This is a genomic window from Traorella sp. mt218 (assembly GCF_055420025.1).
This window is the reverse complement of the sequence record NZ_JBVAYM010000025.1, coordinates 1-25933: the sequence shown is the minus strand read 5'-3', so window position 1 is coordinate 25933 and position 25933 is coordinate 1. Positions and strand designations below refer to the sequence as shown.

At 38.6% G+C, this 25933-nt stretch carries 34 protein-coding genes and 1 pseudogene; 19 read left to right on the top strand and 16 right to left on the bottom strand.

Annotated features, from left to right (window positions below; translation table 11 throughout):
* Nucleotides 1-68: 68 nt before the first annotated feature.
* The 7 genes from ACZYT3_RS10895 to ACZYT3_RS10865 form a co-directional block, all read right to left on the bottom strand.
* Nucleotides 69-257 (bottom strand): transposase, encoded by a 189-nt coding sequence (locus ACZYT3_RS10895; RefSeq protein ID WP_055228440.1) that lies wholly within the window; start codon nt 255-257, stop codon nt 69-71.
* 118 nt (nt 258-375) lie between these two features.
* Nucleotides 376-1641 carry a plasmid recombination protein gene (locus tag ACZYT3_RS10890; RefSeq protein ID WP_055286760.1) on the bottom strand — a complete coding sequence of 422 codons (1266 nt, stop codon included), beginning with the start codon at nt 1639-1641 and terminating at the stop codon, nt 376-378.
* 180 nt (nt 1642-1821) lie between these two features.
* Complete coding sequence (locus ACZYT3_RS10885; protein ID WP_199589891.1) at nt 1822-2838, bottom strand: AAA family ATPase; 1017 nt, start codon at nt 2836-2838, stop codon at nt 1822-1824.
* On the bottom strand, nt 2831-3010 hold the full coding sequence (locus ACZYT3_RS10880; RefSeq protein WP_226845240.1) for a hypothetical protein: 180 nt from the start codon (nt 3008-3010) through the stop codon (nt 2831-2833). Before ACZYT3_RS10880 ends, ACZYT3_RS10885 begins: the two co-directional genes overlap by 8 nt.
* 253 nt (nt 3011-3263) lie before the next feature.
* A complete protein-coding gene (locus ACZYT3_RS10875) occupies nt 3264-3641 on the bottom strand; it encodes a hypothetical protein (protein ID WP_008374225.1) in 378 nt (125 codons plus the stop codon).
* Nucleotides 3642-3817: 176 nt separating this feature from the next.
* Nucleotides 3818-4189 (bottom strand): TnpV protein, encoded by a 372-nt coding sequence (locus ACZYT3_RS10870; RefSeq protein WP_270651312.1) that lies wholly within the window; start codon nt 4187-4189, stop codon nt 3818-3820.
* Nucleotides 4114-6234 (bottom strand): recombinase family protein, encoded by a 2121-nt coding sequence (locus tag ACZYT3_RS10865; RefSeq protein ID WP_464088667.1) that lies wholly within the window; start codon nt 6232-6234, stop codon nt 4114-4116. Before ACZYT3_RS10865 ends, ACZYT3_RS10870 begins: the two co-directional genes overlap by 76 nt.
* A gap of 81 nt (nt 6235-6315) precedes the next feature.
* On the opposite strand from ACZYT3_RS10865, the pseudogene ACZYT3_RS10860 reads away from it, so the two are divergent.
* The 3 genes and pseudogenes from ACZYT3_RS10860 to ACZYT3_RS10850 all read left to right on the top strand — a co-directional run.
* Nucleotides 6316-7041: pseudogene (locus tag ACZYT3_RS10860) on the top strand (ABC transporter ATP-binding protein); the annotation flags it as partial.
* Nucleotides 7038-7733 carry an ABC transporter permease gene (locus ACZYT3_RS10855; RefSeq protein ID WP_464088666.1) on the top strand — a complete coding sequence of 232 codons (696 nt, stop codon included), beginning with the start codon at nt 7038-7040 and terminating at the stop codon, nt 7731-7733. The pseudogene ACZYT3_RS10860 and the gene ACZYT3_RS10855, both read left to right, overlap by 4 nt.
* A gap of 124 nt (nt 7734-7857) precedes the next feature.
* Complete coding sequence (locus ACZYT3_RS10850; protein ID WP_294560697.1) at nt 7858-9105, top strand: aminopeptidase P family protein; 1248 nt, start codon at nt 7858-7860, stop codon at nt 9103-9105.
* Between the two features lie 44 nt (nt 9106-9149).
* Here ACZYT3_RS10850 and ACZYT3_RS10845 read toward each other — a convergent pair whose 3' ends face one another.
* Nucleotides 9150-9470, bottom strand: a complete 321-nt coding sequence (locus ACZYT3_RS10845) for a DMT family transporter (protein ID WP_294560700.1) — start codon at nt 9468-9470, stop codon at nt 9150-9152.
* A gap of 116 nt (nt 9471-9586) precedes the next feature.
* Between ACZYT3_RS10845 and ACZYT3_RS10840 the strand changes: the two genes are divergently transcribed.
* The 5 genes from ACZYT3_RS10840 to ACZYT3_RS10820 all read left to right on the top strand — a co-directional run bounded on the left by ACZYT3_RS10840 (nt 9587) and on the right by ACZYT3_RS10820 (nt 13113).
* Nucleotides 9587-10225 carry a DUF2238 domain-containing protein gene (locus ACZYT3_RS10840; protein ID WP_464088665.1) on the top strand — a complete coding sequence of 213 codons (639 nt, stop codon included), beginning with the start codon at nt 9587-9589 and terminating at the stop codon, nt 10223-10225.
* A gap of 162 nt (nt 10226-10387) precedes the next feature.
* Complete coding sequence (locus tag ACZYT3_RS10835; RefSeq protein ID WP_464088664.1) at nt 10388-10936, top strand: TetR/AcrR family transcriptional regulator C-terminal domain-containing protein; 549 nt, start codon at nt 10388-10390, stop codon at nt 10934-10936.
* Nucleotides 10937-11019: 83 nt separating this feature from the next.
* The gene (gene fucO / locus ACZYT3_RS10830) at nt 11020-12165 is read left to right on the top strand and encodes a lactaldehyde reductase (protein ID WP_294560705.1); all 1146 of its coding nucleotides are present in this window, start codon (nt 11020-11022) and stop codon (nt 12163-12165) included.
* Between the two features lie 84 nt (nt 12166-12249).
* A complete protein-coding gene (locus ACZYT3_RS10825; RefSeq protein ID WP_464088663.1) occupies nt 12250-12546 on the top strand; it encodes a hypothetical protein in 297 nt (98 codons plus the stop codon).
* A gap of 366 nt (nt 12547-12912) precedes the next feature.
* Nucleotides 12913-13113 (top strand): sigma factor-like helix-turn-helix DNA-binding protein, encoded by a 201-nt coding sequence (locus ACZYT3_RS10820; RefSeq protein WP_464088676.1) that lies wholly within the window; start codon nt 12913-12915, stop codon nt 13111-13113.
* A 79-nt stretch (nt 13114-13192) separates the two neighbouring features.
* On the opposite strand, the gene ACZYT3_RS10815 is transcribed toward ACZYT3_RS10820, so the two are convergent.
* Both ACZYT3_RS10815 and ACZYT3_RS10810 read right to left on the bottom strand, forming a co-directional pair.
* Complete coding sequence (locus tag ACZYT3_RS10815; protein WP_464088662.1) at nt 13193-13369, bottom strand: hypothetical protein; 177 nt, start codon at nt 13367-13369, stop codon at nt 13193-13195.
* Nucleotides 13370-13573: 204 nt separating this feature from the next.
* Nucleotides 13574-13732, bottom strand: coding sequence for a hypothetical protein (locus tag ACZYT3_RS10810; protein WP_464088661.1), 159 nt, complete (start codon nt 13730-13732; stop codon nt 13574-13576).
* An 82-nt stretch (nt 13733-13814) separates the two neighbouring features.
* Between ACZYT3_RS10810 and ACZYT3_RS10805 the strand changes: the two genes are divergently transcribed.
* Complete coding sequence (locus tag ACZYT3_RS10805; RefSeq protein WP_464088660.1) at nt 13815-13955, top strand: hypothetical protein; 141 nt, start codon at nt 13815-13817, stop codon at nt 13953-13955.
* Between the two features lie 72 nt (nt 13956-14027).
* Here ACZYT3_RS10805 and ACZYT3_RS10800 read toward each other — a convergent pair whose 3' ends face one another.
* Nucleotides 14028-14210 carry a hypothetical protein gene (locus ACZYT3_RS10800; RefSeq protein WP_464088659.1) on the bottom strand — a complete coding sequence of 61 codons (183 nt, stop codon included), beginning with the start codon at nt 14208-14210 and terminating at the stop codon, nt 14028-14030.
* 80 nt (nt 14211-14290) lie between these two features.
* Here ACZYT3_RS10800 and ACZYT3_RS10795 point away from each other — a divergent pair, with 80 nt between their 5' ends.
* Nucleotides 14291-14431, top strand: coding sequence for a hypothetical protein (locus tag ACZYT3_RS10795; protein WP_464088658.1), 141 nt, complete (start codon nt 14291-14293; stop codon nt 14429-14431).
* A 71-nt stretch (nt 14432-14502) separates the two neighbouring features.
* Here ACZYT3_RS10795 and ACZYT3_RS10790 read toward each other — a convergent pair whose 3' ends face one another.
* Both ACZYT3_RS10790 and ACZYT3_RS10785 read right to left on the bottom strand, forming a co-directional pair.
* Entirely contained in the window at nt 14503-14706 is a 204-nt protein-coding gene (locus ACZYT3_RS10790) for a DUF4177 domain-containing protein (protein ID WP_464088657.1), read from the bottom strand.
* A 194-nt stretch (nt 14707-14900) separates the two neighbouring features.
* On the bottom strand, nt 14901-15077 hold the full coding sequence (locus tag ACZYT3_RS10785; protein ID WP_464088656.1) for a hypothetical protein: 177 nt from the start codon (nt 15075-15077) through the stop codon (nt 14901-14903).
* Nucleotides 15078-15158: 81 nt separating this feature from the next.
* Here ACZYT3_RS10785 and ACZYT3_RS10780 point away from each other — a divergent pair, with 81 nt between their 5' ends.
* From ACZYT3_RS10780 to ACZYT3_RS10770, 3 genes are all read left to right on the top strand, one after another.
* A complete protein-coding gene (locus tag ACZYT3_RS10780; protein WP_464088655.1) occupies nt 15159-15644 on the top strand; it encodes a hypothetical protein in 486 nt (161 codons plus the stop codon).
* Nucleotides 15645-15767: 123 nt separating this feature from the next.
* Complete coding sequence (locus tag ACZYT3_RS10775) at nt 15768-17486, top strand: ABC transporter ATP-binding protein (RefSeq protein WP_294561182.1); 1719 nt, start codon at nt 15768-15770, stop codon at nt 17484-17486.
* Nucleotides 17487-17530: 44 nt separating this feature from the next.
* The gene (locus tag ACZYT3_RS10770; RefSeq protein WP_464088654.1) at nt 17531-18904 is read left to right on the top strand and encodes an aminopeptidase; all 1374 of its coding nucleotides are present in this window, start codon (nt 17531-17533) and stop codon (nt 18902-18904) included.
* Between the two features lie 49 nt (nt 18905-18953).
* Here the strand turns inward: ACZYT3_RS10770 and ACZYT3_RS10765 are convergent, their stop codons facing one another.
* Together ACZYT3_RS10765 and ACZYT3_RS10760 are read right to left on the bottom strand one after the other, a co-directional pair.
* A complete protein-coding gene (locus ACZYT3_RS10765) occupies nt 18954-19124 on the bottom strand; it encodes a YjzC family protein (RefSeq protein ID WP_074022000.1) in 171 nt (56 codons plus the stop codon).
* A gap of 32 nt (nt 19125-19156) precedes the next feature.
* The gene (locus ACZYT3_RS10760) at nt 19157-20017 is read right to left on the bottom strand and encodes an RluA family pseudouridine synthase (protein WP_464088653.1); all 861 of its coding nucleotides are present in this window, start codon (nt 20015-20017) and stop codon (nt 19157-19159) included.
* A 54-nt stretch (nt 20018-20071) separates the two neighbouring features.
* Between ACZYT3_RS10760 and ACZYT3_RS10755 the strand changes: the two genes are divergently transcribed.
* The gene (locus ACZYT3_RS10755) at nt 20072-21115 is read left to right on the top strand and encodes a hypothetical protein (RefSeq protein ID WP_464088652.1); all 1044 of its coding nucleotides are present in this window, start codon (nt 20072-20074) and stop codon (nt 21113-21115) included.
* Here ACZYT3_RS10755 and sigK read toward each other — a convergent pair.
* Entirely contained in the window at nt 21109-21786 is a 678-nt protein-coding gene (sigK, locus tag ACZYT3_RS10750) for an RNA polymerase sporulation sigma factor SigK (protein ID WP_294561185.1), read from the bottom strand. The genes ACZYT3_RS10755 and sigK overlap by 7 nt on opposite strands.
* Before the next feature lie 81 nt (nt 21787-21867).
* Between sigK and ACZYT3_RS10745 the strand changes: the two genes are divergently transcribed.
* The 5 genes from ACZYT3_RS10745 to ACZYT3_RS10725 form a co-directional block, all read left to right on the top strand.
* On the top strand, nt 21868-23706 hold the full coding sequence (locus ACZYT3_RS10745; protein ID WP_294561186.1) for a YgiQ family radical SAM protein: 1839 nt from the start codon (nt 21868-21870) through the stop codon (nt 23704-23706).
* Nucleotides 23672-24100 carry a hypothetical protein gene (locus ACZYT3_RS10740; RefSeq protein ID WP_464088651.1) on the top strand — a complete coding sequence of 143 codons (429 nt, stop codon included), beginning with the start codon at nt 23672-23674 and terminating at the stop codon, nt 24098-24100. The genes ACZYT3_RS10745 and ACZYT3_RS10740 overlap by 35 nt, the downstream gene beginning before the upstream one ends.
* Entirely contained in the window at nt 24093-24587 is a 495-nt protein-coding gene (locus ACZYT3_RS10735) for a hypothetical protein (protein WP_464088650.1), read from the top strand. The genes ACZYT3_RS10740 and ACZYT3_RS10735 overlap by 8 nt, the downstream gene beginning before the upstream one ends.
* Nucleotides 24584-25180: a hypothetical protein gene (locus tag ACZYT3_RS10730; protein ID WP_464088649.1), complete on the top strand. Its 597-nt coding sequence runs from the start codon at nt 24584-24586 to the stop codon at nt 25178-25180. The genes ACZYT3_RS10735 and ACZYT3_RS10730 overlap by 4 nt, the downstream gene beginning before the upstream one ends.
* Nucleotides 25181-25460: 280 nt before the next feature.
* The coding region (locus ACZYT3_RS10725; protein ID WP_464088648.1) for a YqeG family HAD IIIA-type phosphatase at nt 25461-25933 on the top strand (473 nt) is incomplete at its 3' end.

The window sequence follows — 25933 nt, the reverse complement described above, 5'->3', positions numbered from 1 at the left end:
AAGATCTTCATCTAAGTCTTGAAGAAGGTGAATGCTTCGGATGTCTGGGGCCATCGGGGTCGAGTTTGTCAAGATACTTTTTGTGGATTTTCTAAATTAAACGATTTGTCCGTAAAAAAGCCGCCCAAAACCTCGTGCTTGCAGATGTCCTGAAACACCGTATTCAAAGGCTTTTTGGCACTTTCGGACTGCTTTACATTTACGATGAATGTTGTCTTTCCAATTCGCTGTGAATAAGAATATTTCTGTTCTTTCATATAGTCAGTTCCTCTCTTTCATAAAATTTGATTGCTGGGCATTCACATTAGAGCACCCAGTAACCGCAGATTTTCAATATATCAAGAAGTCATTAAGTCGTGAGTATAATGGAAATGGTTATCTTTCCATACCACGCTTGTTTCTTCGAGCCTTGATACGCTCCTGTCGTTCTTTTTCCCTTGCTTCTTTTTCGGCTCGTTCCTGTGCTTCCTTAAAAGAAAAAAGTTGCTTCACTTTTTCGGTAAAAAGTTTAGCAACTTCGGGGAAATGCTCCAACGCTTGAAGAAAAGGTCTGCACTTTTCTTTCAGTTCGTTGTATTTAGTTTTCATTCTTTCGAGTGCGTTTGCACAGTCAAAATATTTCTGTCGGTAATAGTTGGCACTCTGTTCTAATTCGCTAATTTCCGCACGACTTGTAATGCCCTCCTTGGCAAGGGCAGTAAGCTCAGAATAATCCTCTTTGGAGATTGCCATTTTACCTGTGATTGTTTTCTGCCCCATACGGTCAATCTCGTTATAGGTTTTAGAAACATTACGGGCAGGCTCATATTTTATCTGTTCACGCTGAATGCGCTTCTGCAACTTCTCCAAGCGTTCCTTGTCCTGCTTGATTTGATATTGCAGGGAAGTCAGGTGTTCTGCTGTACTTCCGTATTCGCCACGCTGAAAGCCTTTGAAGCCTTGCTCCGTCATATGGTTAAACAATTCATCTTGCAGAATACTGTATGAAGCTCGGAACATCGGTTTTCCGTTCTTTCTGAGAAGCGGATTGCCTTTTTCGTCGGTCAGCGGAATATCCGATTTCCATTTCTTTGAATGGCTGATTTGATGAACAACTTCCTTAACCGTTCCTCGCAGTTTTTCATCTTTGCAACGCTTGCTCCATAGGATTTCTTTCTCCACCACAGGCAAAACCATAGCGTGAAGATGATAGTGGTAAACCTCTTTTCCAAGTTCCTCGGTTGCCGCTACATTGATTTCATCAGCGTGCATAACAGCCGATATGACATTATCAGCACCGAATTTTTCCTCGATAAAATGGAATGCTTCTTCGTAAAACTGCTTTGCATATTCGTAGCCGCCGTTACGCTCGAAGTACATTGTGTTCACATCAATCACAATCTCATTGAACAGCGTTGCGTCTTTCCTCAGCCCTCGAAGCGACACCATACCGTCAGTTTCCATCTGCTTTAATTGTTCCATATAGGTCGGGGCAAAAGGCTTTTTGAAATGCACATTATAGGGTATGCGTTCCTCAATCACATTCATATTTTCATAGGTTTCATTCTTGCGTTCGTTGTGCCTTTCTGCCTTGCTCACATCAGAAGCGGTGTACTTTTTAACCCTTGCACAACTCATATCCGCCTTGTTGTTTTTCGCCATTTTTGCTCTCCTTTCTCGGCAGGGCGAAGCCATTACACAACATTCTTTGAATGTGTGTAACCCACTATGACACTTTCAGACTTCGTCTGCAAAGATGTCGTGGGCAAGGGTGTTCCCCCTTGACCTCCTTTGATACCTCAATCATAAAAACAGACTGTCCCATCAGCAGACAGCCTGCATTTATTCTCTCGGTATATCGCCCATCGGCAAAGACCAGTACCACAGAAAACCTTTCTTTCGGGAGATAACTCCTGCGTTCTTCTTTGCCTTTTTAATGGTCGATTTCCTGAACCCTGCGGCTTCAAGTTTTTCTTCACAATCCGAAGAAAGCATTTCTCCGTCTTTCAGCATTTCAATCAGAAATGCTTTCGCCTTGACTTCCTTATCGTTGGGTCTGCCGATTTTCGGGGCGAGGGATTGGAACGCTTCTTCCGCTGTCATTTCCATTTCGGAAATAAAGTCCACACCTTTCTCAGATACTTCAAACAGAATGGCAGAGCCTGTCGGGGCAAGGTTGGATTTTACCTGCACCAAATATCTTTCCGCAGGTACTTCCTTGTTCGGTGTGCGTGTGATTGCAAGAATACTTCTTGCAGCACCCGCAATGTCAATCGAACCGTTAGTACGGTAAAGGGGATTGGTATCTCTCATCTTGTTCATATGAGCGATAATCACAATCGCACAGCCTGTATCTTTCGCAACCGCTATCAGATGATTAAACTCGGCTCGTGTTTCGTTGGCATTGTTCATCGAACAACTTTCTCCGATATAGGAACTCATCGGGTCAAGAATTAAAAGTTTTGCGTGGTACATCTCAATCGCTTCACGAATACGGTTATCCCCAAAGGACAAAGATTTTTCATCTTCCTTGATGAAGATGAGGTTTTCTCCGTTCCCACCAGCCGAATTGAAGCGAGGGACTACCGTATCATCGGCGTCATCTTCCGTTGTCTGATAGATGATAGTCATAGGCTCGTTTTCTTCCGTTTCGGTAAAGGGCAGAGGTTCGCCCTTTGAGAGCAGGGCGGCAATGGAAAGCATTAGCTTGCTTTTTCCATCGCCGGGATCGCCCTGCAACAGCGTAACCTTGCCAACCGGAATATACGGATACCACAGCCATTTCACTTCTTTCGGCTCGATTTCGCTTGCCTTGACAACTTCAAGAGGTACGCTGACAGTCATTTCATTTTCAATCATTTTTATTTGTTCTCCTTTTCGATAAATATTTCGGGCAAAGCACCACGATACAGCGGAAACTCTGCTTACAGTCATTCCTGCATTTTCTGCAAAGTTCGTTGTAGGTAATGCGATTACGGTCATTCAGAAACAATGCCCATTCTTGTTTCCGTTTCTTGCTCATTCTTGGCATATCAATCCACCTTTCCGTTTGAAAATAAAAAAACCACAGGAAAGATACTTAAAACCTTTTTGTGTATCTTTTAGGGGCGAAAATCGGAGAAAATCCCCGTTCTAAGCCTTTCAAAAAATCACACAAGGTATTTGTACTAACCTGTGGTTATGTATGAATTTGTTGGTTTTAGGTAACAAAAAAACACCGTATTGCTACGATGTTTTTCGTTGTTCATATTCTGTCTAAGATACTGGCAAACTGGAATTTGTAATTACATTCCATACATATTGGCATTCTTTACAAGTACTTTATCACCCTTTTCTAATTGTTCCTTGGAAATTCCTCGTAACCCAAGTCCAACATGCTCTGTTTTATATCCACAACCATTTGCTTTTCGTTCTTTTGTATGTACATCGACAGTAGTAATTCTGGTTTCTAAGATATCTCCATTTGCTTTATAAATACATGCATTTTCCCCTTCTCTGCACATCCCTGTTAATATGTTTCCTGTGGCAACTGTTCCAACTCCCATAATTGTAAATATATCATCAATAATCAATTCAAAATCTTCTTTTAAACACGATGGAACATCTAATCTGCTCATGTATTCTGTTTCTCGTTCTTTTTTGCTTTTACCAAATAATCCCATGGTATTCCTCCTTTAAAACTTCCGATTTGTCGCTCACAAGCAAAAGTATTGTACCACATCTTTACGAATTTTTCTACCACTTCGATTATACTCACGACTTAATGACTTCTTGAATACTTGCCGAAAAAGAAAAACTGCCATCGGTTTGACAGCAGTTCTTCTTCGGTTGGTATCCGTTAGGAATACACAATATCATTCAATACAATCTCATCGGCACAGGTTCGAATGTTATTCATCAATCCTATCCATCTCATCATATCCGTTGCTTTCAGTTCTTCCGTTACACCCTGCTTCTTTGCCATTTCCTTTATCAGATATTCCGCCATATCACGAGCCGAAGTATCAATTTCGGCAAGGTGTTCATATAACTTTCCGCTTGTCAGCAGATTAAAATATAGCACACGCTTATGTTCCCTCAAATATCGTTGCCGCAATCGACCATATTTTGAAAGGGGAGGACTTTTCTCTACTGTCAGGCAGGGATAATAGTAATCTCCGATGAATTCGTATCGGATACCTGTTCTTTCGTCTGTAATAAATCTTTGCATAGTTCTTTCTCCTTTTGCTTCTTGTAGTAAAACTCCAAGGTTTTCTTATTGTGATTTACCTTTTTACATTCCTCGGAACAGAATTTCTGCTGACTGTGTGTAGGCCAGTAAGTACTGCCACACACAGCACATACACGCTGACGATAATAATGACTTCCTTTTTCCGCTTCTCTATCGGCTTTTGTCTTATCCTGCCTTGCCTGATAGCAGCAATCCTTTGAACAGAAAATCTGTCGGTTGCTTGTAGGGGTAAACTCTTTCCCACAATGAGGACATACCTTTGTTTTGACGATTTCGCCACCGTTTTCAGCAAGTTTTTTTGCCTTTCGCTTCTCTCGATAGGCTTTTTCACGCTGACGCTGTTTCTCCAATCGCTTCTTTTCTTCCTGTTCTTCCTGCTCTTTTATCTCGGCAAGTTCTTCCTCGGTGTAGGCAATATCGACCTGTCCGACATAATTGAAGTAAATATCAACCTTTTGTGTCTTTGCTTTTCCCACACCCTCGGCTTCATACACCACAATCTTGTCAATGAGTTCGGTAAACATCAAATCAGAAACTTCCGTAGGATTTTTGTACTTGCGTATCAGCGATATAAAATGCTGAATATCCATAGTGCTGTCCTTTTCTTCGGAAAATTCCTTTTTCATCGCTTCCATTTTCATTTCCAGCTCCGCCTGTTCATCGTCATACTGCTTCATCAGTTGCTTGTACTGTCTTTCGGGCAGTAATCCCGATATAAGATTTTCATACAAGCCACGAATGAGCGTAGAGAGTTCGTCATAGCGTTTATGACAGCGTTTTAACTCCGATTGGTTGTGCTTCGGCTTTTCCTCTTGCTTGCCTTTCCATAAAGATTGCAGTTCCAAAGCAAAGGCTTTTTCGTCATTCAGAACGAATTTTGAAAAGCGTTTAACTGCCGATAATATCAAGGCTTCAACATTATCAGCACTAATCGTATGGGAAGTACAGGAATTAACCCTGCTCGCATACCCGCCGCAACGGTAAGAATACTGAATAGAACCGTCTTTCTTGCTGTAATGCGTTTGCAAAGTCATTCTCCTGCCACAGTCGGCACAGTACAGATAACCGCTTAATCGGTTGGTATGTGTACCTCTTGCCGCAGCTCTGTTCACTCGTTTCTTTCGCTTCTGAACGCTGTCCCAAAGTTCCTGCGATATGATAGGCTCGTGGGTGTTATAAAACACATACTGCTCATCTTCATCGGTAGTCTTTCTCTTATGCAATTTAAAATTGGTGCTGACCGACTTTCTCAAAACAGTATGTCCAAGATATTCCTGCCTGCTTAAAATCGTTCTAATGGCAGATATGCCCCAAATATAAGGGTCTGCAAACTTAATCCCGTTGTACTGTTCTGGGTGATATTCCTTTGCATATGCGGCAGGAATTAAAACCTTTTCTTCGGTCAGTATTTCCGCTATGGCTCGTGGACTTTTGCCCTCATTGGCAAGCAGAAAGATACGCTTTACCACCTCAGAAGCCACAGGGTCAACAACAAGCGTCTGCTTATCGCTCGGCAATCGGTTATATCCATAAGGGATTGAACCGCTACAACGCTTTCCGTCTTTCATTCGGGCATCAAATACAGCCTTGATTTTATTGCTCGTGTCTTTGGCATAAAATTCGTTCATAATATTCAAAAACGGAGCAAAATCATTATCCGAAGCATTGTTGCTGTCAATGCTGTTGTTGATTGCAAGAAAACGGACATCTTTCTGCGGAAACAGAATTTCCGTATAAAATCCGACTTGCAGATAGTTTCGCCCTAATCGGCTCATATCCTTAACAATCAATGTTCCGACATTGCCTGCTTCAACTTCTTTTATCAAAGACTGAAAGCCTGGGCGATTGAAATTTACACCCGAAAAACCATCGTCAGTAAAATGGCGGATGTTCTCAAAGCCATTTCTACGGGCATAATCTTCGAGGTATTTTTTCTGATTGGTAATGGAATTACTCTCGCCATTCAGGTCATCATCTCTTGATAATCTCTCATAAAGTGCTGTAATCTTTGAAGTCCTTGACATTCTCTTAACCTCCTTCCTTATGTATTTTCAATTTAGGACAGTTAATTTTATCGTCCTATTAAAGTATAGCCCTCAGGAGCCGGTAAGACGACACTTGTAAGAATCATGATCGGCCAGCTGGATATTGATCAGGGAAGATGCCTGGTCTTTGGTGAGGATTCACGTCATCTCAGTGCCCGGGTTTATGAGAAAACAGGTCTTGTTTTAGATGAACAGGGCTTATATGAGCGTATGTCCGTCTATGATAATCTCAAGATCTTTGCAGATATCCATCGCATTGAAGATGAAAGGATCACGGAAGTCTTAAAAAAGGTTGATCTGCATGATGAGGCAGATAAGAAGGCTTGTCGTCTGTCAAAGGGAATGCGTCAAAGATTGGTGCTGGCACGGGCACTTTTACATCGTCCCCGCTTGCTTTTTCTGGATGAACCGACAAGTGCCTTGGATCCTGTCAGCCGGCATCTGATCCATCACTTATTGCTTACGTTGAAGCAGCAGCAGGTCAGCATCTTCCTTACGACCCATAATATGCAGGAGGCTGCTCTTCTTTGTGATCGCATCGGTCTTCTTCATGAGGGTTCGATGATCGAAGAAGGACGTATTGACGATATCATTGAAAAGTATCACAACCATCTTGCATTGCATATTGAACTGACAGACCACCGGCATCTCAATCTTGACGCTCAAAAGGATGCTGATGACATCTGTCATTATCTCAAAGAAGGAAAGATCCTAAAGATACATTCCAATGAACCTACATTAGAAGATATCTTTAAAAAACTGACAGGAAAGAGGCTGAATCTATGAAAAATACGACAATCATCCTAAAAAAACAAATAAAGGATACGATCAATAATAAAGCAATATTGATCCAGTTTTTATTATTTCCCATCATGAGTGCGATCATGACCTTCTCAATACAAACCGAAGGGATGCCGTATGACTATTTCATCAAGATGTTTGCCTGCATGTATATTGGCATGGCCCCTATTGTCATTGCCTCCGGCATCATTTCTGAAGAAAAAGAAAGCGGAGCTTTGCGGATGCTGATGTATTCCAATGTAAAGGCCAAAGAATATATTGCCGGAATAGCCCTTTATATCGTTGGCGGCTGTTTTTTAGGATGTGTCTGCATGGCAGTGATGGCTTCTTACTCAATGACACAGATGATCGTCTTTCTTGGTGTTTCACTGATCGGTATGCTGATCTCGGTCATGATCGGCAGCATCATCGGTATCTGTGCATCTTCACAAATGAAGGCAGCTTCATGGAGCATTCCTGTCATGATCATTTTTTCTTTCATTCCCATGATCGCAAGCTTCAATGAAACAATAAGACATATCGGCTTCTTCTTTTATACCCAGCAGATCAGTGAGATGATCGCTTCGTTGGATCCGGCATCATTTCAAAGCGTGAACATGCTGCTTTTGATTGTATATTTTATCTTGTCACTTGCATTATTTATCAGGGTCTATAAAACACATTTGATACGTTTTTGATTGATGAAATTTAATTGAAGGATAAGTATTTATATTGCTGTTTTATTGAAAACGTTGTAAACTAATTGTGGAAGTGAAAAGCTTTTTTTAGAAAAAAGCTTTCACTGTTAGATGGAGGTATCATATGTATCAGAAAAGAAGAGATAAACTAGCAGCCATGCTGCCTGAAAATGCGCTCCTTTTTGTATTGAGCGGACATGCGGTTTACAGTGTAGGAGATGAGCAATACCCATTTTCAGTAAATCGAAGCTTTTATTATCTGACAGGACTTGACAGAGAAAATATGATGTATGTGCTGATCAAAAAAGATGGCAAAGCCAACGATGCGCTTATCATTGAACGCTATGATGAGATGATGGCAAAATGGGTCGGCGGTAAGGTCCTTCCTAAAGAAGCAAGAGCGATCAGCGGTATCGACCAGATCATCATGGATGATGAGAAATGGTCATTTATCCATCGTATTATGTCTTATCAGTTTGATCAGACACCACATTTAGATGTCTATGCCGATTTTACGAAGCAGGAAAGCGGTCAGATCATTCCTTCACAGATCTTTATGAAAGAATTTTGTGAGAAATATCCATATGTCCGGGTGAATGATGCGGCAGCATATCTGACTTCACTGCGCCTTATAAAGGAAGATGATGAGATTGCCTTATTGAAAAAGGCTATCCATGTCACAAATGAAGCAATCTTGAATATGATGTCCCATGCCAAGGCAGATATGGGTGAAAATGAACTGGAAGCCTACTTTGATTTTGTGTTGAAAACAAATAATTGTGGCCATTCATTCCAAAGCATCGTAGGCAGCGGCAAGAATGGTACCGTGCTTCATTACAGCGATAACAATCAGATTGCCAAAGACAATACCCTTGTCTTATGTGATCTGGGAGCCAGCTATCAGTATTACAATGCGGATATCACACGTACCTTTCCGGTAAATGGTAAATTTACACCTCGCCAGAAAGAGATCTACAACATCGTCTTAAGGGCAAATGAGTATATCATGAGCGAAGTAAGACCGGGAAAGACACTTCGTCAGTTAAACAATATGCTGATCGAATTCTATAAGAAAGAATTGTCAGCCATTGGTTTATTAGACAATGGCAAGCGTGTTTCTGATTATTATTGGCATGGTGTGAGCCATATGCTGGGATTGGAAACTCATGATGTCAGTCTTTCTGATTATGTTTTACGTCCGGGTAATGTTTTTACGATCGAACCGGGCTTGTATCTGGAAGAGGAAGAAATCGGTATTCGTATCGAAGATAATGTGTTGGTTACCGAGGACGGATGCATTAACTTATCCGAAGAAATCATTAAAAGCGTTGAAGATATCGAAGCTTATATGGCCAACAATAAAGCTGAATAGACAATTAAAAATGGCAAGTGAATATCCACTTGCCATTTTGTTTATCATTTGACACCATATAAATTTAAGATAACAACGCCCACTAATACGAATGCGATACCGATGATACCGGCCAGAGTGATCGATTCTTTAAAAAGAAAAACACTCAATAGCGTTGAAACAACGATGCCGATGCCGCACCATGTGGCATATGCAGCTCCAAGATGAAGATGATTCAATGCTTTAGAAAAGAAAAAGAAGCAGAAACCATAGCATAATAAACAGATAATAGTAGGTATCAATACACTAAAGCCTTTGGTTGATTTTAATAAAGCAGTACCCATAAGCTCTAATATGATTGCGAAAGATAAAAACAAATATGGCATAAGCAACCTCCCGATTTAGACATTATCCTTATTATATATGAAAATTTGATAAATGGGCAAGAAATGATTGCGTAAAAATTACTAATAAAGGTATAATAATAAAAGGGTGATGTTGTATGAATCAAAAACAGAAACGAATCGTACAGGTAAGTTATATACTTTATTATATTTTACTGCTCGCAGCAGCAATCTACTGCTACTTGACGCAGAAAAAAGGACTTACGATGGGAGCTGTGGCACTGTTTACCTGCTTTTTAGTTCCTTTGGCATTAAAAATCCTTCATTTAAAGCCTATCTTTGAAATCTATATGATCAATATCATTTTTGCGGCCATTGCCAGCATTGCCGGAAGCATGCTAGGTGCTTATTCCGTTCCTTTTTTTGATAAGGTCTTACATTTCTGCAGCGGATTATTTTTATCTGAGCTTAGCTATATGGTCTTTTGCTGGCTGAAAAGGACAACGGTGATCAAAGATAAAAATGAACGTATCCTTTCGATCATCTTTGTAAATGCCTGTAATATGATGATTGCGGTATTCTGGGAGTTTTTTGAATATGGCTGTCTGATCTTTTTAAACAATGATGCGATCAATCATTATACGACAGGTGTCCATGATACGATGACAGATATGCTGGTTGCCTTTGTTGGCGGACTGATCATTACCGGATGTATCCTTTCGTATTATCATAGCGGTAAAAAGAATTTCTGGATCAGATTGAATGAACATTTTTATGATATCAATTTTAATTCATAAAAAGTTTTGATATTCTTCACATTGATTTCACAATAAAAGAATATATTATAAGTGTCAAAGAAATTTGACAAATAACTTTTTCATATTTGTATCCTCATGAAAACCAGACTGCCCGGCCATGGCAGTCTGGTTTTTTTCTATGAAATATGATATAAATAAACCATGGACATCAATGAAAAAACAAAATTAAAAATCGCAAATTCCATGAAAGCTTTAATGGAACATTCACCTCTTTCCAAGATCAGCGTCAAAGATATCGTTGAACATTGTCATCTGACACGTCAAACCTTCTATCGTTATTTTAGGGATAAATATGATTGTGTGAACTGGTATTTTGAACGTGTTGCCCAGATGTCATTTAAACAGCTGGCCAATGGTGTTGATTTAGAAGAAGGCTTAGTCAAGAAATTTGAGCTTTTGAAAAAAGATCAGCGGTTTTTTTATGAAGCATTCATGGCAGATGATCAGAATTCACTTTTTCAGTATGACTATGACTGTATTTATGAATTTTATTCACATATTCTTCTTCAAAGGCTTGGAAAATTAAATGAAGAAATTGATTTTCTTTTGAAGATGTATTGCAAGGGAAGCATTGATATGACCTTTGAATGGGTCAAGAATGGCATGAAGCTGTCTGAAAAGGAATTTGCTCATCTGCTGATCGAAGCGATGCCTCAACAGCTTCAGAAGCATCTTTTGAATAAAAAGTGACAGACGTTAAAATCTGTCACTTGTTTTTAATTTCACAAGAGTGCTAGAATAATGACGGATAGAAAAGGAGATGTATATTTATTATGGCAAACAGATTTGTGTTAAATGAAACAAGCTATCATGGTAAGGGAGCCATCAATGAAATTCCTACAGAAGCAAAAGCAAGAGGATTCAAAAAAGCGATGGTTTGTTCAGACCCTGATCTGATTAAATTTGGTGTTACAAAGAAGGTAACAGATCTATTGGATGAAGCAGGATTGGACTATGTTGTTTATTCTGACATCAAACCAAATCCAACGATCGAAAACGTACAACATGGTGTAAAGGCATTGCATGAAGCACATGCTGATTATATGATCGCTATTGGCGGCGGTTCTTCCATGGATACAGCTAAGGCAGTAGGTATCATTGACCGTAACCCGGAATTTGCGGATGTGAGAAGTCTGGAAGGAACAGCCGCTACGAAGCATCCATGTACACCGATCTTCGCTGTACCAACTACAGCCGGAACAGCTGCCGAAGTAACGATTAACTATGTCATTACCGATACTGAAAAAGATCGTAAGATGGTATGTGTGGATGTTCATGATATCCCGGTAGTTGCATTTGTTGATCCGGATATGATGAGCACGATGCCAAAAGGTTTGACAGCTGCAACAGGTATGGATGCCCTGACACATGCCATTGAAGGTTATATTACGGCTGGTGCTTGGGAATTGAGCGATATGTTCCACTTAAAGGCTATTGAAATCATTTCAAGAAGCCTGCGGGGTGCCGTTGAAAATACTCCGGAAGGAAGAGAAGGCATGGCCTTAGGTCAGTATATTGCCGGTATGGGCTTCTCAAATGTCGGTTTGGGTATCGTTCACTCGATGGCACATCCACTGGGTGCTTTATATGATACACCTCATGGTGTTGCCAATGCGATCATTCTGCCAACAGTCATGGAATACAACGCTCCGGCAACAGGTACTAAATATAAAGATATCGCAGAAGCAATGGGTGTTGATACGACTGGCATGAGTCAGGAAGAATATCGTAAGGCTGCTGTGGATGCAGTAAGAAAGCTTTCTGCTGATGTAGGTATTCCGGCTGACTTAAAGGGTATCGTAAAAGAAGAAGATCTGGATTTCTTGAGCGAATCAGCTTATGCAGATGCTTGCCGTCCGGGCAATCCGAGAGAAACAAGCGTAGAAGAAATCAAAGAGCTTTATAAATCATTGTTATAATCAGGCAAAGGAGTTTCATTCATAAAGGATGGAACTCTTTTTTTTATTCATGTATAATAATGATAGATGAATGGAGGAAAAATAATGATGACTAAAGAACAGATTGCTCATGACCTGGCGATGGTTTACATGTATAATCGATATGGAATTACTGTAAAAGGAGATGTAGCAAGGGGATGGGGAGAAATTGAAACCAAGCATTTTCCTTCGTCTACAAAATTTCAATATGAAGAAGTTGAATTAGAGTCAAGAGATATCTGGGGCTTTAATAAAACAGAAAAAGTAGAAAAAGGAAGAAAAGTAGATGCTATATTTCAAAAAATGGTTGCAGATTATCAATATGCTTATCAGTATTTTTATGATCTGATACGTAATTCTTAAAAGAAGCATCCGGTAAAGTTGGTACTTTTCCAAGAAAAAAAGTTAAAAAATCATGTTATAATAATATCGTAAAAAAGCATACATAAGGCATCAGATACATACTATCTGGTGCTTTTTTTGTATCACGTTTACAGAAAGGAGCAACTATGAAAAAGTATTTGAATAAAGATCCATGACAATGATCAAGAGGATAAAATAACTATGTATTATTTAACATTAAATCTTCATATAGAAGTTATTAAAAAAATGAGAATGATCAATGCTATCAAACAAAATCAGCCAGTGAAGTAAAACGTTGTGGAAACAGTGAAAAACATTCCATAGCTGTTATTCTAGATGCCAAACAAAAAGCATTAGAAAAAACAAATTGCTGATACGATAGTATTATATAGTTATGAAAAAGGTTATCGGCTCTTAAATGAACAGGAAAAAGAAGTGCTGGAATTAAGATATCATAAAGATCTTAGTCAACAGCAAACAGCTGATGTGATGCTTTTTTCACTCAGTCATATCAAACAGGTCAATGCTTCATTAATCGACAAGATGATTAAACAGCTATTGTCCTAATAAAAAGAACATCAGGATAAGTTCCTGATGTTCTTTTATAAATTATAAATGTAATTATAAGAATAACCAGACAAGTTGGTTATTCTTCATCAGGGATGTCACGTTCAAGATAGATATTCACATCACTGTCATAAGAAGCAACACCAACGATTCTGTATCCCTCTTTGGCCAATTCATTCAGATTTTTTTCAGTTTTTTCTGAATATTTACTATATGTACTCCGTATTAAGTCAATATACACTTTATATTCTTTCATAGTTTTCTCCTTTCGTTTTCCTGCTTTCATTATAAAAATAAAATTTCATAAAATCAACATAAAAATATAGGAGGTGATTACATGGCACAAACGATTGTAGATGATCAGTCTGTTTCAAATATTAAAGTTTGTATTATGTAAAATGTAATGGAAAAGAAAGCCTAATGATATATTCAGTAAAGAAAGAAAAACCGAACAAGTCGGTTATTCTTTATTAGGAACATCTCGTTCAAAGAATAAAGCTATTTGACTCCAATCGGAATAAACGCTTGCTGTAGTAAGAATGTATCCCTGTTTTGCCATATCATCTAATGTTTTTTGAACTTCAGGAAATGCAACCTTGAAATATTTATATTCTTTCATAAAAAGTACCTCTCTTTCTTTAATTTTATTATAAGATAGAGATATTTTGTTTACAAGAAAAAACTAACTAGGAGGTGACAATATGTCTAGTTATACAACAGAATTACCAAAAGAATCAGATATAGAAAAAATTACCAATAAGATGGAGTCGCTCATTGATTCTTTTGATACATTAAATATGAGTATGAAGAAAGTATCTGAGAGTATGAATGAGGTAATTTGACTTGATATTGGACATATTAAACAATATTTAGTGAAACGATAAATAACAAAAAAAGAAAACCAGACAAGCTGGTTATTCTTCGCCAGGGATTTCTCTTTCTAATATAAAATATATATAGCGTTCACTAAAGCATACAGTTTCGATAATTTGGTATCCTTTTTTAGCAAAATCATTAAGATCTTTTTCTATTTTTTTTGTTATCTTACTATCATCGCTTATACCAGAATAACTTGTATAAATTTTATACTCTTTCATAAAAGTACCTCTCTTTCCTTATTTCTATTATAAGATAGAGATATTTTGTTTACAAGAAAAACTAACTAGGAGGTGACAATATGTCTAGTTATACAACAGAATTACCAAAAGAATCAGATATAGAAAAAATTACCAATAAGATGGAGTCGCTTATTGATTCCTTTGATACATTAAATATGTGCATAAAGAAAATATCTATGAGTATGAATAAGGTATTTTGACTTGATATTGAACATATTAAACAATATTTAGTGAAACGATAAATAATAAAAAGAAAAACCAGACAGGCTGGCTATTCTTCATCGGGAACATCACGTTCAAAAAATAGGATGATTACTTCTTCTTTTCCTTCATTGTAACAAGGCCCATGATTTAAAGTATTTATGAGATGAAATCCTAACTTGGACATTTCATTTAGAATATAATCTAACCTTTTTTGATCTTTATCACCAAAAAAATCATGGTGAGTATAGTACATTGTCTTATATTGTTTCATGTTATACACTCTCTTTCTATTTTTATTATATTGCAACCAATATTTTAACTCAGATGAAAAAGGAGGTGTTTATATTGGCAAATGCAAATATGAATGATGCAAGTGAAGTAATTCATGAATAAAATGAAATTAAGTCAGACAACTTCATTAATTGAATATTAGCATGCAGCAAAAAAGAAAACCATACAAGTCGGTTATTCTTCATCAGGGATGTCACGTTCAAGATAGATATTCACATCACTGCCATAAGAAGCAACACCAACGATTTTGTATCCCTCTTTGGCTAATTCATTCAGATTTTTTTCAGTTTTTTCTGAATATTTACCATATGTACTCCATATTGAGTCAATATACACTTTATATTCTTTCATAGTTTTCTCCTTTCGCATTCCTGCTTTCATTATAAAAATAAAATTTCATAAAATCAACATAAAAACATAGGAGGTGATAATATGGCACAAATGATTGTAGATAATCAGTCTGTTTCTAATGCAAAGAAATTAAATGCTGATATTGAGAAAAAAACATTAAATAAAATAGTCCGGCATTTTTCTGAAATCAATAAAAAAGCAGAAACGGTGCGGTTTACAACCTGTTACAGATCATCTATGGATGCAGCGGCTGTCAAGAATTATATTCCGGCTGGTCAGATGCTGCGTGACAGCGGTAAGATCACAAGACGTTTGAAGGTTAATGGTATATCTACATATTTATTAGATGATGGTCTGTGCTGGGTGAATGATGGTGATATTGCAGTTTCACCTGATATCAAGGTCGGTGATAAGGTCACACCAACGTCAAGATATTCTTATGAAGGAGTCTTGCTGATTGCGGATGTATTGAATCACAAATATACTGTAACTGAAATCAATGGTGATCGTGTCGTTTTAGGTGATGGCTTGAATACTGCTTTTCATAGTAAAGATATCAAGAAATAGAAAGAACCCATAAAATGGAAAATATTTCCATTTTATGGGGATTTTTTCTTGTCTGATTGAGGGACGTGACTTTTGTTTTATTGATATTATGGTATAATAAAAGGGTTTTAGGAGAGGTTAGATATGATAAAAAGGTTTATGCAGTATTATAAGCCGCATAAGAAGATGTTTATTTTGGATTTATGTGCGGCTTTTCTGATTTCTATGTGTGATCTGATTTATCCGATCATTACGCGTAATATGCTGAATGATTATATTCCGAATCGGCAGCTGCGTCTTTTGATTACCAGTGCGATCGTGCTGCTTGGCATTTATATCGTAAAAATGCTGTTGAATTACTTTGTGACATATTTTGGTCATATGGTGGGTGTTCATATGCAGGCGGATATGCGAAGAGAGGTCTTTAATCATTTACAGAAGCTTCCGTTTAGTTACTATGATGAACATGAAACAGGAACGATCATGTCCAGGATGGTCAATGATTTACAGGATATTTCTGAATTGGCACATCATGGACCTGAGGATCTTTTTCTTTCAGTGATCATGATGTTAGGGGCATTTATTTATCTATGTACGATCAATGTGGCTTTGACGGTGATCATTTTTGCGTTTATTCCGGTTCTTGTATATATTGCGATCCAGTCAAGAAAAAGCATGCACGCTGCTTTTCATGAAAGTCGTGTACAGGTGGGTGTCATCAATGCGAATTTAAATAATGCGATCAGTGGTATCCGGGTATCAAAGGCTTTTAATAATGCCCATTACGAAGAGGAAAAGTTCTTGCAGGGGAATAATGCCTATGTGAAGGCAAGAGAGTTGTCTTATAAGGCGATGGCTTATTTTTATAGCGGTACAGGTTTTATCATTGATTTATTGAATGTTGTCGTATTGATGGCCGGTGGTATTTATACTTTTAACGGTTGGATCAATTTTGCGGATTTTGTAACGTATATGTTGTTTGTCAACAACTTTATCTCACCGATCAAGAAGCTGATCAATTTTGTCGAACAGCTGGAAAACGGTGCAACAGGATTCAAGCGTTTTACTGAGCTTTTGGATCAGCCGATCGAACAGGAAAGCGTTAATGCCCATGATCTGAAGGATGTGAAAGGTCATATTGAGTTTGATCATGTCAGCTTCAATTATGAAAATGGAAAAGAGGTCTTGCATGATATTTCACTCAATATCGAACCGGGAAAGACGGTGGCGCTTGTAGGACCGAGCGGTGGCGGCAAGACGACGATCTGTCATCTGATTCCTCGCTTTTATCCTTTAGAACAAGGTGAGATTCGGATCGATGGGGAGAATATCAAAGAGATTCGTTTTGAATCTTTACGTAAAAATATCGGGATCGTGCAGCAGGATGTCTTTTTGTTTACAGGTACGATCAGAGAAAACATTGCCTATGGTAATTTAAATGCCAGTGAAGAGGAGATCATTGAAGCGGCAAAACGAGCCAATATCCATGATTATGTCATGACGCTTCCTGAGGGTTATGATACGCAGATCGGTGAGCGAGGCATCAAGCTTTCCGGTGGCCAGAAGCAGCGTTTAAGCATTGCCCGCGTCTTTTTGAAGAATCCGGCCATCCTTATATTAGATGAGGCAACCAGTGCCTTGGATAATGCGACAGAGATCTTGATTCAGGATGCGTTAGATGAATTATGCAAGGGAAGAACGACGATTGTCGTGGCCCATCGCCTTTCAACGATCAAAAATGCGGATGAGATCGTGGTCATTGAGGATCATCGAATTACGGAAAGGGGCAGTCATGAACAGCTTCTGGAAAAGAATGGTTTATATACCCGTTTATATCAGGCACAGTTTAAGTCTTTGGAGTAGAAAATATTAAAAAATAGAGTATAATAATACAAGGAGGGTTTTTTATGGAAAATAAATGTGCATGGGAAAAATACAGTGATACAAAAGCTGTATTTGATTTCAACGAAAACTATAAGAAGTTTATCTCGGATTGCAAGACAGAAAGGGAATGTGTCAGTGAAGCGATCGCCCAGGCAAAGGCAAAGGGTTATCGTGATCTCAATGAAGTAATTGAGAAGAAGGAAACATTAAAAGCAGGCGATAAGGTTTATGCGGCACATATGAAAAAGACATTGGCTTTATTCCATATCGGAAAGGAGCCTTTGGAAAAGGGATTGAATATCTTAGGGGCTCATATCGATTCACCTCGAATTGATATCAAGCAGAATCCTTTATATGAGGATAATGATCTGGTGCTTTTGGATACTCATTACTATGGCGGTATCAAGAAGTATCAGTGGGTCACTTTGCCTTTGGCTTTGCATGGTGTCGTTGTCAAGAAAGATGGCAGCGTGATCAATGTGGTGATCGGTGAAGAAGACAGTGATCCTGTCGTTGGTATCAGTGATCTTTTAATTCACTTAGCCGGTGATCAGATGGGCAAGACTGCTTCAAAGGTCATCGAGGGTGAAGATCTGAACGTTTTAGTAGGTTCGATTCCAAGCAAGAGTGCTGAGAAGGATAAATCAAAAGAAGCGATCTTAACACTGTTGAAAGAAAAATATAACATTGAAGAAGAAGATTTCAGAACGGCTGAGCTGGAAGTGGTTCCTGCCGGAAAAGCCAGAGATTATGGTCTGGATCGTTCAATGGTCATGGGTTATGGTCATGATGATCGTGTATGTGCTTATACTTCACTGGCAGCGTTATTGGACAGTGAAACAGCTAATCGTACAAGCGTTGTCTTATTGACGGATAAAGAGGAAGTCGGAAGTATCGGTGCCACAGGAGCTTCTTCCAAATTCTTTGAAAATACGGTAGCAGAACTGATGAATGTCTTAGATGATTATTCAGAGTTAAAGCTGAGAAGATGCTTAAGCAATTCAAAGATGCTTTCCAGTGATGTTTCCGCAGGCTATGATCCAAACTATCCGAGTGTCAATGAATTGAAGAACACAGCTTTCTTAGGAAAGGGTCTGTGCTACAATAAATTCTTAGGTTCACGTGGCAAGAGCGGCAGCAATGATGCAAATCCGGAATTTTTGGTTGAAGTATTCAATGCCATGAACAAAGAAAATGTTTCTTTCCAGACTTGTGAACTGGGCCGTGTTGATCAGGGCGGCGGAGGAACGATCGCCTATATCTCTGCCCAGTATGGTATGGAAGTTGTGGATGCCGGTGTAGCGGTTCAGAACATGCATGCACCTTGGGAAGTTGTTTCTAAGGTAGATGTTTATGAAGCTTATTTAGGTTATAAGGCATTTATCAAAAATATGTAATATAAAAAAGAATCAAGCACAATATGTGTCTTGATTCTTTTTTTCAAATTTATTTCTTTTGTTTTTGAAAATAACTGCCTTTTTCCTGTGCAGGAGGGAATCTTCTGCCTTCTTCTACGTCGATATCTTCATTGACGAGCGTTCCATCTTCTGTATATTCAGAATATTTGCCGCTTTCAGTGCAGTTGCTTCCGGGCTTGTGCTTTGTCTTCTGTGCCATAGGGTCACCTCCACTTATATTTTGGTGACATTTCAGCTTTCCATACATAAACGCATATCCTTTGGCATTTCACAGATAACTTCAATTTTTTTATGGGTCAAAGGATGGATGAATGATAAAGAATACGAGTGAAGCATACAGCGATACCGTGAAGCTGTTCCATAAAGCTTATCACCTATGAGTGGATGGGAAATGCTTGCAAGGTGGACACGGATCTGATGGGTACGGCCGGTTTCAAGCTGACATTCGATCAGTGTTTTATCATTTTTATAGGTCAAAGGCTTGAGATGGGTGATGGCTTCAACACCGCTTGAAGATACACGAAAACGGTTGGCATGACGATCTTTGCCGATCTTTTTACTGATGGTCATCGCCTGGCTGATCTTGCCTTGTACGATTGCCAAATAGGTGCGTCTGATCTGCTTGGTCTTTATCGCATGATCAAAATAAGGCTGAAGGTAGGACTGCTTACAGTATAAGATACAGCCGCTGGTATCTTGATCTAAACGATGGATATGGCGAATGGGACAGAGCTGATGGGTCTTTTGAAAATATCCGGCAACGATTCGATCTAAGGTGATCCCGTGACTGCCATCTTCATGAACGATCATATGGATCGGTTTATTGACCACGATGACGATTTCATCTTCATAGAGAATTTCAAGGTCCTGATCGATAGGTTCAAGATCATTTTTTTCTTCCTTGGCACAGTTGATTTCAAGAAGATCGTTTTTAAAAAGAGGAAGATCATGGGTAACGATCTGATGATTGACACAGATCCTTTTTTCCATCTTTAAAAGATGGCGCTGTTTTTTGGAAAAGAAATGTTTTGTGAGCCATTCATCCAGCGTCGTTTCATTTTTGATCGTTTCTGTTAATAAAATCGGTTTCATATGAACATTATAGCCTAAAAATATGATAGAATAAAGAAAAAGTGAGGTCATGGTATGAGCATAAAAACAAATGCGAAAGCATTCTGGACATATTTTTTAAAAAACAGGGAAAAGATTGAAGCGGCTTTACAGGCCAATGATCCGGATAAGATCAAGGAATGGGAAAAGAAGCTGGGTGATGAATGTCTAAAGACAGCCGGCTGTTATCTTTCTTTGGAAAAAGATGATGCATTGAATCTATTGGTCTTTGAACCGATGAAAGATAAGACAAGCCAGATCATCTGTGTCTATCTTAAAAAGTTTGCGCCAAAAGCACTTTCTGATAACTGGATCATCTTTGACTGCATCCCGCCTTTGAGTGAAAAGATCTATCATTATCGTTTCCAGGTAGAAGAAAAATATTATACGATCGATGATATCAGGATCGGTTTTATTAAAACACCCAAGGTGCAGGACAGCTTTTCGGTATCGCTTGTATGCGAAGCCTTTGATAAGATGAATGAGAATGAAAAGGAAGTCATTGGTTCAACATTCGTAGAAAATGTCTTAGGTGATCTTGTCGTCAATAGCTATGTGGAGAAGATCGATAGTTCTTCAAGTGAAAAAGAAGGGGTCAAATATGTTCCTTTAAGAGAAGGGTATGATGAGATCATTGATTTTATGGAGCTTCATAACTATAAGACATATAGTGACTGTACCCAGATTTATACGGTTTATAAGTTAAATGAAGATCAGGTCAGCGATGAATTATTGAATGACCGTATCTTAATATCGACGATCCAGCCGTTGAATTTTGTGGAAGTGATGAATCATGAGCGTACTTCTTTGAATCAGATCACACGTTTGCAAGGAGAGGTTGGCTTTCTGGTGCTTGAAATTGATGAATTTAATGAGAAAGAAGCTCAAAGAAAAAGAGTTCTTGAAAAAGAACTCAATGACTTGTTGTATGATTTGGGAATTGCCCGTATCTGTGGCAGTGGTATTGCGTTAAAGCGCATTTACTTTGAAGTCTTTATTTTTGATAAAGAGGATTTTAAGAAAGCGATCGTTAAGGTCGTTGCCAATCTGAAATTGCCAATGACTTATATTCCTTATTGATAAAAGGCTTTGCATAACTGAATGATGGCTCTTTTTTCAATGCGGGATACATAGGAACGGGAAATGTTGTATTCCTGGGCAATGGCTTTCTGGGTCATTTCTTCATGATTAAAAAGACCATAACGTTTGATGAGGATATCTTTTTCACGTTCATCAAGGATTTCAAAATGGGACATCATTTTCTGAATGTTTTCTTTTTTCATAAAAGTATCGATGACATCTTCTTCGGTATCTGCCAGACAGTCGATAAGGGAGAGCGAGTCATCATTATCTTTTTGAATCGTTTCGTTTAAAGAAACGGTCTGGGAATGTTTCTGATTGACGCGTAAGGCCATCAGAATTTCATTTTCAATACATCGGGCGGCATAGGTTGTCAGCTTATGACCGCTTTCCATCTTAAAGGTGTCGATGGCTTTGATCAAACCAATGGTACCCACACTGATCAGATCATCTTTGTCCATTTTTTTGATGTCGTATTTTTTAACGATATGGGCGACCAGACGAAGATTGTGTTCAATCAGCATATTGCGGGCTTCATCATCCTTTAAGGCCAAACGTTCAAGATAGTGCAGCTCTTCTTGTTTTGTCAAAGGGTCTTTAAAGCGTTTGTTTTGAATGAAGCCGCAAAATCCTAAAAATTCCATAAAACCAAGCTGTAACATTTCAAACATGATTCACCTCAGTTAAGTATATGTTGATGGTCGTAATTTATTATGGAACATGCAGATGTTTGATGATCGAGAGGAGGACATATGAGTGGATTTTTACCGGTAACTTATGAAGAAATGAGAGAAAGAGGCTGGGAACAGCCGGATTTTGTGTATGTATGCGGTGATGCCTATGTGGATCATCCAAGCTTTGGAGCGGCGATCATCTGCCGGACGCTGGAAAGCCATGGCTATAAGGTGTGCTTTTTGGCCCAGCCGGATTGGCGCAGCGTAGATGATTTTCAACGGTTTGGAAAGCCACGGTTAGGTTTTTTAGTATCAAGCGGTAATATTGATTCGATGGTCAATCATTACACGGTGGCCAAAAAGAGAAGAAAAAAGGATGCCTATACACCGGGCGGTGTGATGGGAAAACGACCGGACAGGGCTGTGATCGTTTACTGCAACAAGATTCGTGAAGCCTATAAGGATGCGGTCATTCTGATTGGCGGTATTGAGGCCAGCCTGCGACGTTTAGCTCACTATGATTATTGGAGCGATACGGTCAGACGTTCGATTTTATTGGATTCCAGTGCTGATTTACTGATGTATGGTATGGGTGAAAACAGCATCATTGAGATTGCGGATGCCCTTGACAGCGGCTTAGATGTGAAATATCTGACATATCTGGATGGAACCGTCTATAAGACCAAGGATTTAAGCGTGGCCTATGATCCGATCATCCTGCCTGATTTCAACAGCGTGAAAAATTCTAAAAAGGAATACGCCAAAAGCTTTAAGATCCAGTATATGAATACCGATCATTTCAATGCCAGAACGCTTGTAGAACCTTATGAGGACTGTTATGTCGTACAGAATCGTCCGAATCGTCCATTGACACAGCAGGAATTTGACGATGCCTATGCCCTGCCTTATATGCGTACTTACCATCCTTCTTATAAGGAAAAAGTACCGGCTATTGAAGAAGTCCGTTTTTCTTTGATATCGAATCGTGGCTGTTACGGGGCCTGTAATTTCTGTGCGCTGACCTTCCATCAGGGACGGATCATCCAGGCAAGATCGCATGAAAGTATTATCAATGAAGCTAAAAAGATTACCGAGGAACCTGATTTTAAGGGTTATATTCATGATGTGGGCGGTCCTACGGCCAATTTTCGAGAACCTGCCTGTGCCAAACAGCTGACCCATGGTGCCTGTGTGAACAGACAGTGTTTATGGCCAAAACCTTGTAATAATTTAAAGGTCGATCATACGGATTATCTTTCGCTCTTACAGGAATTAAGAGCTTTACCGAAAGTTAAAAAGGTCTTCGTGCGCAGTGGTATCCGTTATGATTATCTCATGTATGATAAAGATGAGAAATTTTTCAGGGAGCTTGTCCGCTATCATATTTCAGGACAATTAAAGGTGGCTCCGGAACATATCAGCGATAGGGTCTTGGATAAGATGGGAAAACCAAGGAGTGGTTTATATAAGAAATTTGTGGAGAAATATTATCGGCTGAATGAAGAATATGATAAGAATCAGTATCTGGTTCCTTACCTGATGAGCTCTCATCCGGGAAGTGATCTTCATGCGGCTATTGAACTGGCGGAATATCTCAGAGATATCCACCATCAGCCAGAGCAGGTCCAGGATTTTTATCCGACACCCGGAACCCTGTCAACGGCCATGTATTATACCGGCATCGATCCTCGTGACAACACGCCTGTCTATGTGCCAAAAAGCGCTCATGAAAAAGCCATGCAGCGTGCTTTGATGCAGTACCGTTCACCGGCCAACTATGATCTGGTGTATGAGGCACTTACAAAAGCAGGACGTCAGGACCTGATCGGCTTTTCAAAGAAATGTCTGATCCGTCCAAGATCAGTGCAGAAAGGAAGAAGTTATGAGCAAAACAAAAAAAATCATCATCGCCGCTAGCTTTTTGATATTGCTTTTTATCGGCTATGGCATTTATAAGATAACTTTAGGAGATCATGATTCAAAAGTTATTCAGATAACCATTAAAAATGAGGATACGCTGGTTTATGATCAGCAAGTGGATACGAATGCAGCTACCTTAGGTGAATTATTAGAAGAACTGAAAGAACAAAAAGAAATCTTGCTTGAAAGTGAACAAAGCACCTATGGCATGTATATTACAGGCATGGGTGTGGATGAGCTGTATAGGCAGGATGAGGCGGGTGGTAAATATTGGACCTATGATTCTGAAAATAATGCCCAGTGTATCAAAAACTCATTTTGTGATGCGGCGGATGTCCTTGTGATAGAAGATGGTGATCACTTTACCTTTACGCTGAAGGCCTATGAGTAAAATCAAAGAAATGACCCTGATCGCACTTTTAAGTGCGATCTTAACGATATCCAAAGAAATCCTGGCCTTTTTACCCAATATCGAACTTGTAAGCTTTCTTTTGATCCTCTTCGGACGACATTTTAAGCTTGCCCATTCTCTACTGATCGCAACGATCTTTTGTTTCTTACAGATCGTCTTATATGGGTTTGGGGATTGGTCCATCATGTATTTCATCATGTGGAATGGATTGGTCATGATCAGTTTTTATACAAAAAACATCTTTAAAAATGAACATCAGCTCGCTCTTTTCAGTGGTGCTTATGGACTTGTGTTTGGCTTATTTTTCGCATTTCCTTATCTTATCTTTTCATTTGAAGCAGCCCTCTCTTATTGGCTTAAGGGATTGTTTTTTGACTTGATTCATGGAGTGGGCAATTATTTGATCATGCTGGTTCTTTATGAAAAAACAGATAAATATATTGGGGAGATATTTAAAGAGTTATGAAAATTGAACGTATTGAAGAGTATGATAAACGCTTTGAGAAAAGCATTATTGATCAGCATGGGGCCTATGTCATCAATGATGAAACCTATGCGTTTCAAGTATTGGACCGAAATACCTGCAGGGTAACATTTTCAAATATCAATTATTTAAATGAAGCCATGGAGGAATTTCGTTTTTTTGCGGGTCATGTCAGCCGTTTTGTTGATCAAAAGGGACATATATTAAAAGAATATGAACAGGTATCTTTTTTTGATATGAGATTAGAAGAGATTTATGTATCTCAATTTTATGTGAATGAAGAGAAAGTAAAAAGACTTTTGCCATATATAGATGAATTTTTGATACCAGTTACTAAGATAGATGGGAAAATCGTTTCGCTTGATGGTCATACACGCATGAAGATTGCTCAGTTAAAAGGAATCTCTCATGTCAGCTGTTATTTTGAAGATGCTGGTGATTATGCAAAGGATTTTATGGAAGAAGCACAACGCAGAGGTATTTTTCATGTCTTTGATATGCCTTTATTACCGAAACAAGAATATGAAGAAAAATGGCATCGCTTTTGTGATGATTATTTTAACAGGATTACTTAAAATAAATTAATCAAATTTCTTGTTGACAATCATCGCTACCGTGTTTCTTTATGGTCTTTGCAAGAACTGTGACGAATATGTTTGTATGTTGTAATTGGGGCTGAAAAGACTGATTCATTTAATAAAACGACTCATCAGAGTCGTTTTATTTGCGCATCAAAAAATAATCGGCTTTTTTCATGAATTAGCATTTCAATTTGATAAAGATAAAATCATTTGATATGGAAAATGAAAGAAGACTCAGTTTCTTTTTGGATAAAAATCAAGTATAATAGGGGAGATGAAAATAAACTGGTATCCGGATGAAATAAAGACAAGTCTTTTGGATGTTGACTTGGATCAATTAAAAAAAGAAGAGATCAAAGCAATTATCTGTGATGTGGATAATACTTTATGCACGCATGATGCACTTGTCATTTCAGATGAGAAGAAGACATGGATCAGAAAAGCACAGGATTTAGGACTGAAGGTGATTCTGATATCGAATAATCATGGCGGCAGGATTCAAAAGATTGCGGATGATCTGGGATGTCAGGCGTATGGCTTTTCACTTAAACCATTGCCCCATACTTATATGAAGATATTGAAAAAGAATCATCTTAAAAGAGAACAGGTGATCTGTATCGGTGATCAGCTGTTTACGGATATCTGGGGAGCTAAGGGAATGAAGCTGAGAAATATTTATGTAAGACCGATCAGTGAAGCGGATATCTTTTATACCCGTCTGTCCAGGAAAATAGAGAATAGGATCTT